This window comes from Ruegeria sp. H9, assembly GCF_056532915.1.
Genome location: NZ_JBQFNX010000001.1, coordinates 806768 through 825951, shown reverse-complemented (window position 1 = coordinate 825951; position 19184 = coordinate 806768). Strand labels below are relative to the sequence as shown.

General features: G+C 56.7%; 13 protein-coding genes. 3 read left to right on the top strand and 10 right to left on the bottom strand.

All coding sequences use genetic code 11. The features are described 5' to 3' along the window. Positions 1-53 precede the first annotated feature (53 nt). The gene (locus ACR0CZ_RS03765; protein WP_170398559.1) at positions 54-869 is read left to right on the top strand and encodes a glycosyltransferase; all 816 of its coding nucleotides are present in this window, start codon (positions 54-56) and stop codon (positions 867-869) included. Here the strand turns inward: ACR0CZ_RS03765 and ACR0CZ_RS03760 are convergent. The 10 genes from ACR0CZ_RS03760 to rplK all read right to left on the bottom strand — a co-directional run bounded on the left by ACR0CZ_RS03760 (position 854) and on the right by rplK (position 16260). Further along, positions 854-1723, bottom strand: a complete 870-nt coding sequence (locus ACR0CZ_RS03760) for a DMT family transporter (protein WP_170398562.1) — start codon at positions 1721-1723, stop codon at positions 854-856. The genes ACR0CZ_RS03765 and ACR0CZ_RS03760 overlap by 16 nt on opposite strands. 129 nt (positions 1724-1852) lie before the next feature. Then, positions 1853-2926 (bottom strand): pyridoxal-phosphate dependent enzyme, encoded by a 1074-nt coding sequence (locus ACR0CZ_RS03755; RefSeq protein ID WP_170398565.1) that lies wholly within the window; start codon positions 2924-2926, stop codon positions 1853-1855. A 141-nt stretch (positions 2927-3067) separates the two neighbouring features. Continuing rightward, positions 3068-7309, bottom strand: a complete 4242-nt coding sequence (rpoC, locus tag ACR0CZ_RS03750; RefSeq protein ID WP_170398568.1) for a DNA-directed RNA polymerase subunit beta' — start codon at positions 7307-7309, stop codon at positions 3068-3070. A gap of 81 nt (positions 7310-7390) precedes the next feature. Beyond that, the gene (rpoB, locus tag ACR0CZ_RS03745; protein WP_170398571.1) at positions 7391-11527 is read right to left on the bottom strand and encodes a DNA-directed RNA polymerase subunit beta; all 4137 of its coding nucleotides are present in this window, start codon (positions 11525-11527) and stop codon (positions 7391-7393) included. 250 nt (positions 11528-11777) lie between these two features. Continuing rightward, the gene (rplL, locus tag ACR0CZ_RS03740; RefSeq protein WP_010441182.1) at positions 11778-12152 is read right to left on the bottom strand and encodes a 50S ribosomal protein L7/L12; all 375 of its coding nucleotides are present in this window, start codon (positions 12150-12152) and stop codon (positions 11778-11780) included. A gap of 80 nt (positions 12153-12232) precedes the next feature. Further along, complete coding sequence (rplJ, locus tag ACR0CZ_RS03735; RefSeq protein WP_010441181.1) at positions 12233-12751, bottom strand: 50S ribosomal protein L10; 519 nt, start codon at positions 12749-12751, stop codon at positions 12233-12235. Between the two features lie 436 nt (positions 12752-13187). Continuing rightward, a complete protein-coding gene (locus tag ACR0CZ_RS03730) occupies positions 13188-14108 on the bottom strand; it encodes a LicD family protein (RefSeq protein ID WP_170398574.1) in 921 nt (306 codons plus the stop codon). Next, positions 14105-14773: a class I SAM-dependent methyltransferase gene (locus ACR0CZ_RS03725; RefSeq protein ID WP_170398577.1), complete on the bottom strand. Its 669-nt coding sequence runs from the start codon at positions 14771-14773 to the stop codon at positions 14105-14107. The genes ACR0CZ_RS03730 and ACR0CZ_RS03725 overlap by 4 nt, the downstream gene beginning before the upstream one ends. Before the next feature lie 337 nt (positions 14774-15110). Continuing rightward, on the bottom strand, positions 15111-15809 hold the full coding sequence (gene rplA, locus ACR0CZ_RS03720; RefSeq protein WP_010440987.1) for a 50S ribosomal protein L1: 699 nt from the start codon (positions 15807-15809) through the stop codon (positions 15111-15113). A 1-nt stretch (position 15810) separates the two neighbouring features. After that, positions 15811-16260 carry a 50S ribosomal protein L11 gene (gene rplK / locus ACR0CZ_RS03715; RefSeq protein ID WP_010440985.1) on the bottom strand — a complete coding sequence of 150 codons (450 nt, stop codon included), beginning with the start codon at positions 16258-16260 and terminating at the stop codon, positions 15811-15813. Between the two features lie 381 nt (positions 16261-16641). Between rplK and ACR0CZ_RS03710 the strand changes: the two genes are divergently transcribed. Both ACR0CZ_RS03710 and ACR0CZ_RS03705 read left to right on the top strand, forming a co-directional pair. Next, a complete protein-coding gene (locus ACR0CZ_RS03710; RefSeq protein WP_170398593.1) occupies positions 16642-17883 on the top strand; it encodes a peptidoglycan-binding domain-containing protein in 1242 nt (413 codons plus the stop codon). 95 nt (positions 17884-17978) lie between these two features. Further along, complete coding sequence (locus tag ACR0CZ_RS03705; RefSeq protein ID WP_170398596.1) at positions 17979-19166, top strand: adenylate/guanylate cyclase domain-containing protein; 1188 nt, start codon at positions 17979-17981, stop codon at positions 19164-19166. The last annotated feature ends 18 nt before the right edge of the window (positions 19167-19184 follow it).

The following is a 19184-nucleotide window of genomic DNA, read 5'->3' as shown; positions in this document are numbered from 1 at the left end:
CACTTCGGCACCGGATGCATAGTGAGCATGCCCTGCAAACCATTGGATGCCCCATGCAAGTCTTTGGCCTGTGCCGATTTTCATTCCCTGCTCTGGGCGATTTCCAGATCGAACATGACACGGTCGCAGATCGGCGCGCCCATCTCTACAACCCTGCTCGTCTGGAAGAGCGGTTCCGCCTGTTCGAATCTGTGACGTTGCCCAGCTTTCGCGCGCAGACAGATGGGGACTATCAGCTTCTGGTCGTTGTTGGGGACTGTCTGCCGCGAAAGGCGCTCGACCGGCTTAAGGACCTCACCGCTGACATCAAGCAGGTACGAATTGTCCAAAGACCCGTCGAACCAAGCCATAAACACCGGCAGGTCATGAAACGAATCCTTCAGGAAGCGCGTTCAAACCCGGACCGGCCCTGTCTTCAATTTCGCCATGATGACGACGACAGCATTTCGATTGATTTCATCGAAAGACTGCGCGAGTCCGCCGATGATGTTGCCGGGCTGATTGGAAAAAATCAGGCCATAGGCCTCGATTTCAACAACGGATACCAGGCCAGCTTTGGGCCGAATGGGGTTCGGGCGGCACAAGTCTACAAATCTCTGCTTGGGGTGGGCTTGGGCATGCTTATCGCGGGCGGGTGCGACCACACGATCATAAGTTTTACCCACAACCGGATCGGGCGTTTCATGCCAGTGGTCAGTTATCCTGATCGCCCGATGTGGATCAGGACATTGAACAACTCCAACGACTCGCCGCGCGCTGAAAAGCAGAAGGCGCAGCTTGCGCCGATCACGCCCGAAATCGAGACCGATTTTGCCACGCGTTTCGCGCTAAACCCCGGTTTCGTACGTTTGCCTCACTTCTCCGCCTGACGCGACCGTTCGCGAAACAGAGTGAACATCCCTGCCCCAACTACCAATGCACCACCCAGCATTGTGATCGCGTCCGGCCAGTCACCAAACACAGCCCACCCCAGTCCCAGTGCCCAAAGCAGGCTGGAATAGCGAAATGGCGCAACAAAACCGACCTCGCCCACGCGCATCACCATGACACTGAAAAGATAGCCTATCAGAACAAAGACCGCAGCGCTGGCGATCATCGCTCCAGATGCGGTCGAGACCGGCACCCATCCTTCAAACGTGGAGACGATGATCGCTGCCAATGTGATAGTGAGGGATGTCGCCAGTGTTACCACCATAGAAGGTACTTCGGCTGACATTCGGCGGGTGATCAAATCGCGAACTGTAACGGAAGCAACCGCAATCAATGCGTAAATCGCATAGATGCTGAACCCTTCAGGACCGGGCCGAACGATCAACAACATACCGACAAACCCAAGCGCGATTGCAGCAATACGTCTCCATCCAATTACTTCACCGAAGAATAAGGCAGCACCCAAAGTCACGGTCAGCGGCAACGCCTGTAGAACTGCCGTAACGTTGGCAAGCGGCATGTGCATCAGAGCCGTTAAAAAGAAGATGGTCGCCGCCAACTCTGCCAGGCAACGTAATGCGATAAGCCATTTGTCATGGAGGGGAAAATTCAGGTGAAGCGCCCCAAGATAACGGGCCATTATCAACACAAGAACTGTCGCCAAAACTCCGCGCATGGTCACAAGTTGGAACAGAGGCAGATCTTGCCCCACCACTTTCACCAACGCATCATTGACGGTAAAGGCCGCCATGCTGCCCATCATCAGCAGCGCGCCTTTAACGTTAGGACTCATTTAATCAACACCCGGCCTTCAATATATCGTCGTACTAACTGTTCAATCGATCACGAATTCAATTTGCGCCTGACAATCCTACAGTAATAGTTCCGACGAGCTACACAAACTGTCGACTTTTCAGTCGTTTCAATCTGTCATCTGGGCGGAAGGCGTAGATTTCGAGATCTCGATCTCATCATCCGTCATCTCCTCTTCTACGCCATCAAACAATGGCGTCGAAAGGTAACGCTCGCCCGTATCTGGCAACATTACCAACATGACGGAACCTTCCGGAGCAGTCTCCGCCAGTTTCATCGCGACCGCAAAGGTCGAGCCACCAGAAATGCCGGTAAAAATCCCCTCTTCCGCGGCCAAGCGGCGCGACCATGCAATACCGTCGCTACCGGGAACGGGAATCAACTCATCGTAGTAGGAGTTATCAATGGCCTCCTGCAGAACCCACGGAATAAAATCAGGCGTCCAGCCTTGGATCGGATGCGGCTCGAAGTTCGGATGGCTCTCGGTCGGCTGGTGTATTTCATTGCGCGTGTTCACATATCCTGACGACACAATGGCTGCGTTGGCAGGCTCTGTCAGGATGATCTTGGTCTCAGGGCGAGCTTTTCTAAGAGCCCGGGCCACGCCCGAGACGGTCCCGCCAGTGCCATAGCCCGTAACCCAATAGTCGAGATTCTGCCCATCAAAGTCACCCAAGATTTCCTGCGCGGTGGTATTTTCGTGAATATCGGCGTTGGCTGCGGTTTCAAACTGGCCGGCCAGGAACCAACCGTTCTGCTCGGCCAGTTCTTTAGCTTTTGTATACATGCCGAACCCCTTTTGCGCGCGCGGTGTCAGGACAACTTTTGCCCCCAAAAACCTCATCAGCTTGCGCCGCTCGACCGAGAAACTGTCGGCCATCGTCACAACTAAGGGATAGCCTTTGGCCGCGCAGACCATCGCCAGCCCGATACCGGTATTCCCCGAGGTCGCCTCAACCACTGTCTGACCGGGTTTTAAGCTACCGTCGCGTTCTGCCGCTTCGATGATGTTGAGGGCAAGGCGATCTTTGACAGAACTGGCCGGGTTAAACGCTTCGAATTTTACGTAAACCGTCACGTTTGAGGGCGCGATCCTGTTTATTCGTATACTTGGCGTGTCTCCGACGGTGTCCAAAATACTGTCATACAGTCGCTTTCGCCCATGCGTTTGACGAGTTGTCATTGCGGCCCCCTCCTCTGTTGACGAAAGCATGCCACAAACCGGATCACATTAGTAACTATCTTTGTGAGAGTTCGCCTCGGAGCGCTCACAACAAGAAAGGCCCCGCGAAATCGCGGGGCCTTTCTTAGTTATTGGGGGTGCCTATTCGCGGCTTTCCGGTGTTTCCACCAGAACGTCCAGCTCATCACCGACCATGTCGTCGTCGAAGGTCGGAGCGGCCAGAGCAGCGGCTGCTTCGGCCTCTTCCCTGCGCGCTTCGATAACCACGTTGTCACGCGACTGCGCGATGTGGCGGACGGCCTGAGTGGCCCCACCGGTCCCGGCGGGGATCAGACGACCAACGATTACGTTCTCTTTCAGGCCAACCAGCTTGTCTTTCTTGCCCTGAACCGAGGCTTCGGTCAGCACGCGGGTGGTTTCCTGGAACGACGCCGCCGAGATGAACGAACGCGTCTGCAGCGAAGCTTTGGTGATCCCCAGAAGGATCGGCTCACCCTGAGCCGGACGACCGCCACGCGAGATAGTCTTCTCGTTGGCTGCGTCGAACTCCTGCTTGTCGACATGTTCGCCTTTCAACAGGGTGGTGTCGCCTGAATCCAGGATCTCCCACTTCTGCAGCATCTGGCGCACGATGACTTCGATGTGCTTGTCATTGATCTTCACGCCCTGCAAGCGGTAGACGTCCTGCACCTCATCGATCATGTAATCCGCCAGCGCTTCGACACCCATAATCGACAGGATGTCATGCGGAGCCGGGTTACCGTCCATCAGGTATTCACCCTTCTGGATGAAGTCCCCTTCGGCGACCGGGATGTGCTTGCCCTTGGGTACCATGTATTCGATGGTCTCCATGGATTCGTCAGCCGGTTCGATGCTGATGCGGCGCTTGTTCTTGTAGTCGCGGCCAAAGCGCACGTAACCATCGGCTTCTGCGATGATCGCGTGATCTTTCGGACGACGGGCTTCGAACAGTTCGGCCACACGTGGCAGACCACCGGTGATGTCCTTGGTCTTGGCGCCTTCACGCGGGATACGCGCGACAACGTCACCGGCTTCGATTTGCTGGCCATCTTCGACCGACAGGATCGCATCCACCGACATCGGATAGTGAACCGGGTTGCCCGCGTCATTGCGGACCGGCTCGCCATCTTCACCAACCAGAATGATCTCGGGCTTGAGGTCGCTGCCTTTGGGGGCGGCGCGCCAGTCGATCACGATCTTCTGGGTCATGCCGGTTGCATCGTCGGTCTCATCCCGGACCGCAAGGCCCGAAACAAGGTCGACATATTTCGCGGTACCGGCTTTCTCGGCGATGATCGGCAGGGTGTAGGGATCCCATTCGAACAGCTTGTCGCCACGAGCAACCTTGGTGCCGTCCTTGACGAACAGCTTGGAGCCATAGCCCAGCTTGTGGCTGGCACGCTCTTCGCCGTGTTCGTCGCTGATCACCAGCTTCATGTTCCGGCCCATAACGAGGCTTTCGCCTGCGGCATTGACCAGAATCTGCGGGTTCTCGAAGGAAACGACGCCTTCCTGGCTGGCTTCCTGGAACGACTGCTGACCACCTTGCGCAACACCACCGATGTGGAAAGTACGCATCGTCAGCTGCGTACCGGGTTCACCAATGGACTGCGCGGCGATGATGCCGACAGCCTCACCTGTGTTCACCATGGTGCCGCGTGCAAGGTCACGACCGTAGCAGGTGGCGCAGACGCCTTCCTCGGACTCACAGGTCAGAGGCGAGCGGATGCGCATCGACGCAACACCAGCTTCGTCAATGGTGTCCGCCATGCGTTCGTCGATCAACTGACCAGCGGCCACGATCACCTCATCCGTGCCCGGACGCAGAACATCGTCAGCCGCCACACGACCCAGCACACGTTCGGCCAGCGAGGCAACAACCTCACCGTCATTCACGGCGGCTTCGGCTGTGATCGCACGCTCAGTACCACAGTCGATCTCGCGAACGATGCAGTCCTGTGCGACGTCTACCAGACGACGGGTCAGGTAACCCGAGTTCGCCGTCTTCAGAGCGGTATCCGACAGACCCTTACGGGCACCGTGGGTCGAGTTGAAGTACTCGAGAACGGTCAGACCTTCTTTAAAGTTCGAGATAATCGGCGTCTCGATGATGTCACCGTTCGGCTTGGCCATCAGGCCGCGCATACCGCCCAGCTGTTTCATCTGAGTGACCGAGCCACGCGCACCCGAGTGGGCCATCATGTAGACCGAGTTCGGCTCCTGATCCGACCCGTCTTCGGCCTTGGCAACGTCAGAGATGGTGCTCATCATCGCTTCGGTGACGCGGTCGTTACACTTCGACCAGGCATCGACAACTTTGTTGTACTTTTCGCCCTGAGTGATCAGGCCGTCCATGTACTGCTGTTCAAAGTCCTTCACCTGACCGCGGGTGTCATCAACGATGCCCCACTTGTCATCCGGGATGACCATGTCGTCCTTACCGAACGAGATGCCCGCCTTGAACGCTTCTTTGAAGCCCATCGACATGATCTGGTCACAGAAGATAACCGACTCTTTCTGACCGCAGTAACGGTAGACGGTGTCGATCACCTGCTGCACTTCTTTCTTCCGCAGCAGGCGGTTGACCAGCTCGAACGGGGCTTTGTTGTTCATCGGCAGCAATGCACCCAGACGCAGACGGCCCGGAGTGGTTTCATAGCGCTTCTGAACTTCGTTGCCTTCGTCGTCGATCTGCGTGATCCGCGCGGTGATTTTCGAGTGCAGATGCACCTCACCCGCGTCCAACGCGTGCTGAACTTCTTCGATCGAACCGAAGACCTTGCCTTCGCCCGGCATGCCTTCGCGTTCGAGGGTCACATAGTACAGACCCAGGATCATATCCTGCGACGGAACGATGATCGGCGCGCCGTTTGCAGGCGACAGAACGTTGTTCGTCGACATCATCAGAACGCGCGCTTCCAGCTGCGCCTCAAGGCTCAGCGGGACGTGAACAGCCATCTGGTCCCCGTCGAAGTCGGCGTTAAAGGCCGAACAGACCAGCGGGTGCAGCTGGATGGCTTTACCTTCGATCAGGACCGGCTCGAACGCCTGAATACCAAGACGGTGCAGCGTTGGCGCACGGTTCAGCATGACAGGGTGTTCGCGGATCACCTCGTCGAGAATATCCCACACTTCGGGACGCTCTTTCTCGACCAGTTTCTTCGCCTGTTTCACGGTCGAAGAAAGACCCTTGGCTTCAAGGCGCGAGTAGATGAACGGCTTGAACAGCTCTAGCGCCATCTTCTTGGGCAGACCACACTGGTGCAGCTTGAGTTCCGGACCGGTCACAATGACCGAACGACCCGAGAAGTCGACGCGCTTACCCAGAAGGTTCTGACGGAAGCGACCCTGCTTGCCTTTCAGCATGTCCGACAGCGATTTCAGCGGACGCTTGTTGGCGCCGGTGATCACGCGACCACGACGGCCGTTGTCGAACAGAGCGTCAACGGATTCCTGCAGCATCCGCTTTTCGTTGCGGACAATGATGTCAGGTGCACGCAGTTCGATCAGACGCTTCAGACGGTTGTTCCGGTTGATGACGCGGCGATACAGATCGTTCAGATCCGAGGTCGCGAAACGGCCACCATCCAGCGGGACCAGCGGACGCAGTTCCGGTGGAATGACCGGGATCACGGTCATCACCATCCATTCAGGCCGGTTGCCCGACTCGAGGAAGGATTCAACAACCTTCAGACGCTTGATGATCTTTTTGGGCTTCAACTCGCCGGTTGCTTCGGCCAGATCAGCGCGCAGCTGCTCGGCTTCGGCTTCCAGATCGATCTGGGCCAGCATCTCACGGATGGCTTCAGCGCCGATATTGGCGGTGAACGCGTCCATGCCATAGGCATCCTGCGCGTCCATGTACTCTTCTTCGGTCAGCATCTGGCCATAGGTCAGGTCGGTCAGACCGGGCTCGATGACGACGTAGTTTTCAAAGTACAGAACGCGTTCCAGATCACGCAGCGTCATGTCCAGCATCAGACCGATGCGGGACGGCAGCGACTTCAGGAACCAGATGTGTGCGACGGGCGCGGCCAGTTCGATATGGCCCATACGCTCACGGCGGACTTTCTGCAGGGTGACTTCCACACCGCATTTCTCGCAGACAACGCCGCGATATTTCATCCGCTTATATTTACCGCATAGACATTCGTAATCTTTGATCGGGCCAAAGATACGCGCGCAGAACAGACCGTCACGCTCAGGCTTGAACGTCCGGTAGTTGATGGTTTCGGGTTTCTTGATCTCGCCATAGGACCAAGACAGAATCCGCTCAGGGCTCGCCAGCGAGACCTTGATCTCGTCGAAAACCTTCGGGGGCGTCAGCGGGTTGAACGGGTTGTTGGTGATTTCCTGGTTCATTTGTTACCTCAAATCTTGCGGAAGGGGGGAGAGGTGAGCGGAAACTTAAAAAGTTTCCGCCCAAGAATTTTTTCAAAATTCTTATTCCTCAACCTCCGCATCCAGGAGTTCCATATTCAGGCCGAGGCCACGGACTTCTTTAACCAGAACGTTGAACGATTCCGGTACGCCCGCTTCAAAGTTATCCTCGCCCTTGACGATCGACTCATAGACCTTGGTCCGGCCGGCGACGTCATCCGATTTAACGGTGAGCATCTCCTGCAGGGTGTAGGCGGCGCCGTAAGCTTCCAGAGCCCAGACCTCCATCTCACCAAAGCGCTGACCACCGAACTGCGCCTTACCACCCAGCGGCTGCTGGGTGACCAGGCTGTACGGCCCGGTCGAACGCGCGTGGATTTTATCATCCACCAGGTGATGCAGTTTCAGCAGGTACTTGATGCCCACGGTGACCGGGCGCGCGAATTGCTCACCGGTGCGACCGTCGAACAGAACCGACTGACCGCTTTCCGAGAAGCCCGCACGCACCAGCGCGTCGTTGACGTCTGCTTCTTTGGCACCGTCGAAGACCGGAGTAGCGATCGGAACACCACGGGTCACGTTGCCCGCAGCCTCGATCAGGCCATCCTCGTCCAGACCGGTGATGCCTTCTTCGTAGACATCCTCGCCATAAGCCAGCTTCATCGCTTCGCGCACCGGGGTCAGATCGCCGGAACGGCGGTACTCACCCAGAGCCTCATCGATGTTCAGACCCAGACCGCGTGCGGCCCAACCCATGTGGGTTTCAAGGATCTGACCGACGTTCATACGCGAAGGCACACCCAGCGGGTTCAGACAGAAGTCAACCGGAGTACCATCGGCCAGGAACGGCATGTCTTCCATCGGAACAACCTTGGAGATAACACCTTTGTTCCCGTGACGACCGGCCATCTTGTCGCCCGGCTGCAGCTTACGCTTCACGGCGATGAAAACTTTGACCATCTTCATCACACCCGGCGGCAGGTCGTCGCCACGACGGACTTTCTCGACCTTGTCCTCGAAACGGGCGTCCAGAGCACGCTTTTGCACTTCGTATTGCTCGTTCAGAGCTTCAACGATCTGTGCATCCTGCTCGCCTTCCAGCGCCAACTGCCACCACTGACCGCGGGTCAGGGTTTCCAGCAGATCCTCGGTGATCACCGACCCTGCCTTGACGCCTTTCGGGCCTTTGACAGCGGTTTTACCCAGGATCAGGCCCTGCAGACGCGCATAGATGTTGCGGTCGAGGATCGCCAGCTCGTCGTCCCGGTCACGGGCCAGACGTTCGACTTCCTCACGCTCGATCTGCAGCGCACGCTCGTCTTTCTCGACGCCGTGACGGTTGAAGACGCGGACCTCAACAACCGTACCGTAATCGCCCGGCTTCACGCGCAGCGAGGTGTCGCGCACGTCAGATGCTTTCTCACCAAAGATGGCGCGCAGCAGCTTTTCTTCCGGGGTCATCGGGCTTTCGCCCTTCGGAGTGATCTTGCCGACCAGAATATCGCCCGGCTCAACATCCGCACCGATGTAAACGATGCCAGCCTCATCGAGGTTGCGCAGCGCTTCTTCACCAACGTTGGGGATGTCGCGGGTGATTTCTTCCGGACCCAGCTTGGTGTCACGGGCGGCGACTTCAAACTCCTCGATATGGACCGAGGTAAAGACGTCATCACGCGCGATACGTTCTGAGATCAGGATCGAGTCTTCGTAGTTGTAACCGTTCCACGGCATGAACGCGACGACCACGTTCTTACCAAGCGCCAGTTCGCCCATATCGGTCGACGGACCGTCGGCAATGACCTCGCCCTTCTGGACGGTGTCACCCACCTTGATCAGCGGACGCTGGTTGATGCAGGTGTTCTGGTTCGACCGCTGGAATTTGCGCAGACGATAGATGTCAACGCCAGCGTCGCCCAGTTCCAGATCCTCGGTGGCGCGGATAACGATACGCTGGGCATCAACCTGGTCGATGATACCGGCGCGTTTCGCTTGAATCGCAGCACCCGAGTCGATCGCAACCTTTTCCTCGATGCCGGTACCGACCAGCGGCGCCTCGGCCCGCAGCAGCGGAACCGCCTGACGTTGCATGTTCGAGCCCATCAGAGCGCGGTTAGCGTCGTCATTTTCAAGGAACGGGATCAGCGATGCAGCAACCGAGACCAGCTGTTTCGGCGACACGTCGATCAGGTCCACATTCTCGCGCGGGGCGAGGGTGTAGTCACCGGCCTGACGGGTCGAAACCAGGTCGTTGATGAACTTGCCATCGGCATCCAAGGTCGCGTTCGCCTGCGCCACGGTGTGACGCATTTCCTCGGTCGCGGACATGTAGTGTACCTCATCGGTCACCTCGGCGTCTTTGACGACGCGGTAGGGTGTTTCGATGAAGCCATACTTGTTCACGCGGGCAAAGGTGGCCAGCGAGTTGATCAGACCGATGTTCGGACCTTCTGGCGTTTCAATCGGGCACATCCGGCCATAGTGGGTCGGGTGTACGTCGCGCACCTCAAAGCCCGCACGCTCACGCGTCAGACCACCCGGGCCAAGCGCCGAGAGACGGCGTTTGTGGGTGACTTCGGACAGCGGGTTGGTCTGGTCCATGAACTGCGACAGCTGCGACGAGCCGAAGAATTCACGAACAGCAGCCGCAGCCGGTTTCGCGTTGATCAAGTCCTGCGGCATGACGGTGTCGATTTCAACCGACGACATACGCTCTTTGATCGCGCGCTCCATGCGCAGCAGGCCAACGCGGTACTGATTTTCCATCAGTTCGCCGACCGAACGCACACGACGGTTGCCGAGGTGGTCAATATCGTCCACGTCGCCTTTGCCATCACGCAGCTCAACCAGCGCCTTGATGCAGGCCACGATGTCTTCGCGGCGCAGCGTGCGCAGGGTGTCCGGCGCGTCCAGAGCCAGACGCATGTTCATCTTCACACGACCAACGGCGGACAGGTCATAGCGCTCGCTGTCGAAGAACAGGGTGTCGAACAGAGCCGACGCAGCCTCGACGGTGGGAGGCTCGCCCGGACGCATGACGCGGTAGATGTCCATCAGCGCGCTTTCACGGTTCAGGTTCTTATCCTGAGCCATGGTGTTGCGCATGTAGGGGCCAACGTTGACGTTGTCGATGTCCAGAACCGGGATGTCGGTGATGCCCGCATCCATCAGGTCCTTGACGGTGCCGCCGATCAGGTCGCCGTCTTTGTCATATTCCAGGGTCAGCTCATCACCGGCTTCGACATAGATCGCGCCGTTTTCTTCGTTGATGATGTCCTTGGCGACATACTTGCCGACGATGTTGTCGAAGGGCACCAGCAGGTCGGTAACAGCACCTTCGTCGATCAGCTTCTTGACCGCGCGCGGGGTGACTTTCTTGCCCGCTTCGGCAATCACTTCGCCCGATTTCGCGTCGATCAGATCATATGTCGGACGGGTGCCGCGCACACGCTCGGGGAAGAAGGGCGTAACCCAGCCTTTCTTCTTGTCCAGCTTGTAGGACACGGTGTTGTAATACGCGTCCATGATCGCTTCCTGATCCAGACCCAGCGCATAAAGCAGGGTTGTCACAGGCAGTTTGCGACGACGGTCGATACGGGCGAACACGATGTCCTTGGCGTCGAACTCAAAGTCCAGCCAGCTGCCGCGATACGGGATGATGCGGCAGGCAAACAGCAGCTTGCCCGAGGAATGGGTCTTGCCCTTGTCGTGATCAAAGAACACACCGGGCGAGCGGTGCATCTGGCTGACGATCACGCGCTCGGTGCCGTTCACGATGAACGTGCCGTTCGGTGTCATCAGGGGCATGTCGCCCATGAACACGTCCTGTTCTTTGATGTCCTTGACCGATTTGGCGCCGGTGTCCTCATCGACATCAAACACGATCAGGCGCAGTGTGACCTTCAGCGGCGCGCTGTAGGTCATGTCGCGCTGCATGCACTCTTCGACGTCGTATTTGGGTTTTTCCAGATCGTATTTCACGAACTCCAGAACGGAGGTTTCGTTGAAATCCTTGATCGGGAAAACCGACTGGAACACACCTTTGATGCCTTCGCCGTCTGTGGGCTGTTCTGCATCGCCGGAGCGCAGGAAAAGATCATAAGAAGATTTCTGCACCTCAATGAGGTTCGGCATCTCCAGCACTTCGCGGATTTTGCCGTAATATTTACGAAGACGTTTCTGGCCAAGGAACGTTTGAGCCATGTCAGATGTCACCTTTCGATGTTCTCAGCGGGCAAAGACACCGTCGGGCCCCGGCATCTTGCACAATCGAGACGACACGTCCGGATCAATTCGTGACCACCGTCCCGAAGGTGGCCTCCCGATCCGAAAACCGTGTCTTAGAAAACGCCCCAGACAATGAGGCCCTTTCTAAGACAGGTTCGGCTGGACCCGGATTTCTCCGGACCCAGCCAAATTTTGCGGCGCATCAGCGATGCACCTGTCGGTTGGCTTAGGCCAGCTCGACTTCGGCGCCAGCTGCTTCCAGCTTGCCTTTGACTTCCTCGGCTTCGTCTTTCGACACGCCTTCTTTGATCTTGCCGCCAGCTTCGACCAGCTCTTTGGCTTCTTTCAGGCCCAGACCGGTGATGCCGCGAACTTCTTTGATCACGTTGATTTTCGAAGCGCCGGCGTTCTTCAGAACGACGTCGAATTCGGTTTTTTCTTCCTCAGCTGCGCCACCGGCGTCGCCACCAGCTGCAACCATTACGGCGCCGCCAGCTGCGGGCTCGATGCCGTATTCGTCTTTGAGGATGGTTTTCAGTTCTTGTGCTTCCAGCAGGGTCAGACCCACGATGCTTTCTGCGAGTGCTTTCAGATCAGCCATTGTATTAGCTCTTTCCGTTTTACAGTGTGTGTTCCAACGTCAGGGTGGTTCCCCTACGCAGATCATTCAGTGCCAACCGCTTACGCAGCTTCCGCCTTCTCTTCGATGGTGGAAAGGATGCTTGCGATGTTGCTTGCAGGTGCGCCAATCGCGCCGGCGATGTTCGAAGCAGGTGCGCCAATGCAGCCAACGATCGAAGCAATAAGCTCTTCACGAGACGGCATTTTCGAAACTGTTTCGACGCCTTTGCGGTCCAGAGCGTTCTCGCCCATTGCACCGCCGAGGATCTCAAAATTCTTGTTATCCTTGGCGAAGTCCTCGGCCACCTTGGCAGCTGCCACGGGGTCCTCGGAATAGGTCAGAACGGTCATCCCTGTCAGCAGGTCGGCCATGCTTTCACACGGCTTACCCTCAAGGGCGATTTTGGCGAGCCTGTTCTTGGCAACACGCACGGCACCACCCGCGTCACGAGCACGTGCGCGAAGGTCCTGCATCTCGGCAACTGTCAGACCGGCGTAGTGCGAAACCACTACGACGCCAGAGCTTTCGAAGATTTGGCCGAGTTCCTCGACCACTTTCTCTTTCTGGGCTCTATCCACAGTTCTCTCCAAGTTAGGGGCGATATCTCACCCCGGCTCATATTTGCCGCAGCTTTCGCTCCGGCGTTCAGGTCCGTTGTTACGGGATTGGCCAAAATGCGCCCGAGGATCGTGACCCTCAGAATTCTTTGGTCTTACCCGTCTCAGGCAGGGAATTAAGGGGCCAGATGAACCCACCCACCGTCTTGGACGAAACAAAATAAAGCGCACGACGAATCGCACGCTTTATTCCGCAGGTCTACTTAGGACAGATAGGCCGGGTTTCCAAGAGGTAAATTGGAAGAACGCACCTCTCCTTCACAGCGGCTATACTGCCTAGCTGAAAACGCCCTGAGGCACCTTGATTTCCAGACGTCAAAACGACACCGAGTTCGCCTGAAATTGCCGCGGCCACGCGAACTCGGCTCCCCCTTGGGGACCTCATCGTTCGGCGCTATCAACCGCCGGTGAAATCGTGTTGAAGCATCGGTGCAAACTTGCGGCGCGCAGCCCCCCAATTGAAATGAAAAAGCGGGTCCGGTATCCGCCAATTGTCACCGTAACTTTGAGCCAGCAATGCTGGCGCATCCTTCGGGAGCATGATTTCCCCACCATCAAGCGATTTAAGCGGAAAAATCGCACTTTCCGGCAAGGCATTCATTGAGTAAGGATAAACGCTAAAGCGCCCGTTTTCCGTCCACGCCGGAAACAGATCAATAGCAATACCCAAGTTATTTTTGACTTTGAAGACTGGTATATTTCGCTTCAACAATTTGGTATCCAGGCAATCATTGGCCAGCAACTCTCGCTGATATTCAATCCATTTTTCAGCGACGCCTTCAAGCGTGGACTCGCCCAGATATACTGCGAAATCGACATCGTCGTCGTGATCGATCAATCCACCCTCTCGAACGTGGCCCAACAATGTGCCGGCGTACAGAATGATCGGCTTTCCCAGACGAACTACGGGTTCAAGCTCGGCGTCAAGTTTTGCAAAGATGTCATCGCCTGCCTTTTCCCCGAATGTTCTATTATAGCCAGCCGATGTAATGAAATCAGGGTATAGGGTCTGCTTCACGCGATCAAAAAATGAGGCAAAGCGCGCTTCATTACCCTGTTTCGCATAGCGAGTTTCCATACGCGATAGCCTACCGTGCGTCCGGGCAGGCTTTAGTCTCCTGTGGCAATACAGAAGAATAAAAGTCTCTTCCCAATCATCATAGATTGCTTGGTTCTCCAAGCGCATTATGGGATCCTTAAGCGCCTCAACCGCGAGGCGCGTTTTGCGAGGTCGCGGGAGTGCCGTTTGGGCCGCAGCATGTGTAAAAACATGCTCGCGAAGTGAGGCGAGCTCCTTGATTATTTCTGCTTCGGTCATTGGGCCATTTCATAAATCGCGCGGGCGACGATCGCATCTTCTGTTTTATATTTTGCGAAACCACCGCCTTCTACACCATAGCATTTTCGGAATTCGGAGGCTTCCATTTTGGCATCCAGATCCGTTGCACTTACGTAACGCCGGAAATGCGGTGCCGCTACTTTTGTCGTGGCTCGATCCGCCAACGTTCGATACTCGAACGCCACGACATCGCCCGGTCTGCATCCATTCTGAAGCGCCCTAATCAGAGCATTTTCTTCATCATCTGTGATCGCGTGCAAAAAAAACCGAGCGTATACGCAAACGGTTTCAGATCGCCGTTCGGTTAACACCTGCTCAACCAATCCATCTTTGAGATTGGTCCGAACAAACTCGAGATCATCACCGCCCTGTTTTTGCGCATGCTTTTGCGCCGATGAAATCGCTGCGTCTGACGCATCCAGCCCAGTCACTTTGAATCCGTGGCGCGAAAAGAAAAAACTGTCGCGGGCATTTCCGCACCCTACATCAATGACATGTGACTGCCGATCAATCTCACTTGCCACAAATGCTGCGAATTGCGACGGCAAGGTCAGCTCCCATGATCCTGCCGATTTGGCATAAAACTGGTCCCAAAAGGTTTGCCGATCCTCTGGAAGTGATTTCTGACGAAAGTCTTGGTTCATTGATTAGCATTCTCGAACAGTTATTACACAACACTGGCGGAACTGTGTCAGACCTCAACTTCCAGTTCAATCGCTTCTTTAGCCACCAGCACTGAGGCGGTGAATCTGGGATTTTGCCCCATCACTGCTTTTGAGTCAGCGCAGCTGTCACCGGGTTGGAAATTAACAACACCCCAAGATTTCAATTTGTGTGCTCGAAACCACGCTGTCACGCGCCACTTATGTAGCTTGCGATATCAATCACAAAACTACAGTACGTTTTTTATGTAATACGCAAAGAAAATCCCGGGCAGTTCGCACCACCCGGGATCAAGTTCTCACAGCTAAACGCTAAGGCTTATTCGCCCGCAGCAGCCGCCACGTCCAGAGTCACACCCGGGCCCATGGTCGAGCTCAGCGCGATTTTCTTCATATAGGTGCCTTTGGCACCCGACGGTTTGGCCTTCGCAACAGCCGAGATGAAGGCACGGACGTTTTCGACCAGCTTGGCTTCGTCGAAGGACGCTTTGCCAACGCCGGCGTGCACAACGCCGCCTTTTTCCGCCTTGAACTGAACTTCACCACCTTTTGCTGCTTCCACAGCCGCTTTCACGTCCATGGTCACGGTGCCAACTTTGGGGTTCGGCATCAGGTTGCGGGGGCCGAGCACTTTACCCAGACGACCGACGATCGGCATCATGTCCGGGGTTGCAATGCAGCGATCAAATTCGATGGTGCCGCCCTGAATGGTTTCCATCAGGTCTTCCGCGCCAACGATATCTGCGCCCGCTTCTTTCGCTTCGTCTGCCTTGGGGCCACGAGCAAATACAGCAACGCGCATCGCTTTGCCGGTACCGTTCGGCAGGCCAACAACGCCGCGAACCATCTGGTCTGCGTGACGAGTGTCAACGCCAAGGTTCAGAGCGATCTCGATGGTCTCGTCGAATTTCGAGGTCGCATTGCCTTTGACCAGGGAAACGGCTTCTTCGACCGACAGGTTTTCCTTGCCAGCGACAGCTTCGCGCGCAGCGCGGGTACGTTTACCGAGTTTTGCCATCTTACTTCACCTCGATGCCCATTGAGCGGGCCGAGCCCAGGATGATCTGCATTGCGCCTTCGACGTCGTTGGCGTTCAGATCTTTCATTTTGGCTTCGGCGATTTCACGAACCTGCTTCGAGGTCACGGTTGCCACGGTCTCACGACCTGGGTTTTCCGCACCACGAGGGCGGTTACGCTTGCCAACCGGCTTCAGACCAGCTGCTTTTTTCAGGTAGTAAGACGCGGGCGGCGTCTTGATGTCCATGGTGAAGGACTTGTCCTGATAGTAGGTGATCACGGTCGGGCACGGAGCGCCGGGCTCCATGTCTGCGGTCTTGGCGTTGAACGCCTTGCAGAATTCCATGATGTTGATGCCGCGCTGACCCAGCGCCGGACCAACTGGCGGCGACGGGTTCGCCTGACCTGCAGGAACCTGCAGCTTCATTGTACCAGCAAGCTTCTTGGCCATTTGGTTTTCCTTTCAACTTAGGTGAAACGCGTTTCACCCAGACTATGTTGCGTGGTCCGATCCGGGATCGCGATCCCAGCAACCTCCCACGAGAGAATCTCGCCCGAAGACGATAGGGGCGGCACTTACAGCGGAACGGCGGGGTTGGCAAGTGGCCTGCCCTGCTCTCACACATCGAATCAAGCCGCCAAGTGGATCTTATACGCTCACGGCGTACAGATCGTTACTAACAAGGTGCGACTGACAACTCTTAAGAAATTAATATCAATGCAGAATCTGCGCGGTGGTTGCGGGATGGTCGGGTTTCCGCCACCCCCCTCACCTCAATACTCGCAGCTGTGCTATACTCGACGAAATTAGTATTTTTGGTGGAGGTTAATTATGATCATTCGTTTATTAATAACAGTTGGCATCGCGCTGTCATTTGCGGCGTCTTCTCCTCAGACCGCGCGGGCCGATGCTGGCGAGATACTGGGCGGTGCTGTGGTTGGTGGCGTCATCGGCTACGCTATCGGCCGGGATCAGCAGAGAAAACAGCAGGCCCGGACGAGGTCAACAACAACACGCACCTATCGCCCCGGAATTCCGTCGACCACACAAGGGGCGCAAACCCAGACCGCGCTCAACTATTTCGGCTACAACGCCGGTCGCGTTGATGGTCAGGTCGGTCGTGGCACGCGGTCTGCGATCGAACGCTATCAGGTCTCGATGGGCTACCCCGTGAATGGCTATGACTTCCAGCCCTATCAGCGCGACTTCCTGATGCAGGCCTATTACTGGGCGACAAGCGGCGGTCAGACGACAACCCAACTCGCAGGCCAACCGCTTTTGATGGAATACCGTCGGCAGATACAAACCGGCTCTGCCTTGGCTGCTGCCCCTCAGGCACCAGCACAAGCCCCAGCAACCACGATTCCGGTTGTGGTTCCTCAAGCTCAGGAACCAGAGCCCGAGGCCAATACAACTGAAACCGCCTCTGCCAGCCTGCCAAGCCTGTTTTCCGGCGGGACCGGCGGCCCATCGCTGGCCAATCGGTGTAGCGGGGTGATGCTGCAGACCTCGACAAACGGGGGCTACACGACGCTGTCAAATATGACGGATGCCGATTTTGCCCTCAGCGAACAGTTCTGCCTTGCTCGCAGCTATGCAATGGCGCGTGGCGAAGATCTGATGGCGGATATCCAGGGGCTGACGCCGGATCAGGTGAGCGCACAATGCGACTCGTACGGCGAAATGTTGGCACCGCAAGTTGATGCGCTTTCGATCAGCTCGAAGGCAGAAGCTGAAACCCAGGTACGCAAGCTTGCGCTGGACTCGGGCCTCAGCCCCGCTGATCTTGCAGCGACAAGCAAGGTCTGTCTGTCGATGGGCTACCGTCAGGACAACATGGACACGGCAGTCGGTTCCGCATTGATGCTAGTCGCGATGGGTGAGCCTGCCTATGGAGAGTTGATCGGCCACCACCTGCGCGAAGGCTTTGGTGTGCAACAGCGTCGCGATCTTGCGATGCAGTGGTACGATGCGAGCCTTTCGGCACTGGATGCCGGTTCGCAAGCCGTCTTCCTGCCGTCCCAGACCGACCGCCCGCAACTGTTGCGTGCGGCTATGGTTCAAGCGCAGTAAGTCGCGCACTCAGTCGTTTCAGCCACTGCGAGGCTGATACAAATAACGCCGCGGTGTCTGTTTGCATCGCGGCGTTCTATCTTGAGGGTGCCACTATGCCGACCCCACCGGAACCGATCCCAAAACAGGACAAGATCGACGCTTTGATCGAGTGGATGGTTGACGGTGCCCGCCCAGCTGGAAATGCGGTCGATATCATCGAAGGTATCTGTACCCGTCTGCTGGATGCCGGTGTCGCCATCGACCGGTTCGGTTTGTTCATCTGGACGCTGCATCCCAATCTGATGGGTCGACGTTTCCTGTGGAAAGCGGACGCTGGCGTTGATCGGGTCGACGCGCCGTCTCAATTGTTCAACGAGGCGATCTACACCGATAACCCCCTGCCGCATGTGATCGAGCGTCAGCAACCCATCCGCCGCCATCTGGAAGACCCCAGCTGCCCCGAGGATTACATCATTGTCGGCGAATTGCGCGAGCAGGGCTTCACCGATTATCTGGCGCAACCGCTGATCTATCTCAACGGCGATACCCATGTCTGCACTTGGTCAAGTGCCACGCCCGGTGGGTTTTCAGAGAGTGATCTAGCGATCCTGAGCCGGGTTCGCGGTCCGCTCGCCCGCCTGACCGAGACCTATATGCTGCGGCTCGACGCGACCTACCTGCTGTCGACCTATGTCGGCCGCAACAGTGGCGCCCACATTCTGGACGGTAAAGTACATCGCGGTGATGGCAGCAAAATCGAGGCCGTTATCCTGTTTGCGGATCTCAAGGGATTTACCCGCCTTTCGAATTCGGTTTCCGGCGATACGCTGGTCCGGCTGCTGAATGACACGTTTGATTGCCTTGTCCCGTCGGTCATGGACCACGGCGGAGAGATTCTGAAGTTCATGGGCGACGGCTTTTTTGCCATCTTCCCAACCAGCACGGATCTTCCGCCAAAGGTGCAGATTCAGGCCGCCATCGCAGCGGTGCGCGAGGGTGTGGCGTCGCTGGCCGAGGCCGATTTCCAGCACAAGCTAGGCGTACGGACTGCGATCCATCATGGTCGCTTCCACTATGGAAATGTAGGTGGTGGGGATCGGCTGGATTTCACGGCCATCGGTCCCGACGTCAATTTGGCGGCTAGACTTGTAGCGGCGGCCACAGACTTGGATTGCGACCATGTCCTTTCGGATACAGCCGCAGCGTTTCTGCCGGAACTCTGCGAACCGGTCGGAACTGTATCACTTAAAGGTTTTGGTGAGGATCAAACTGTCTGGCAGATGAGCACGCCCCAAACGTAAAAAGGGTGCCCATAAGGC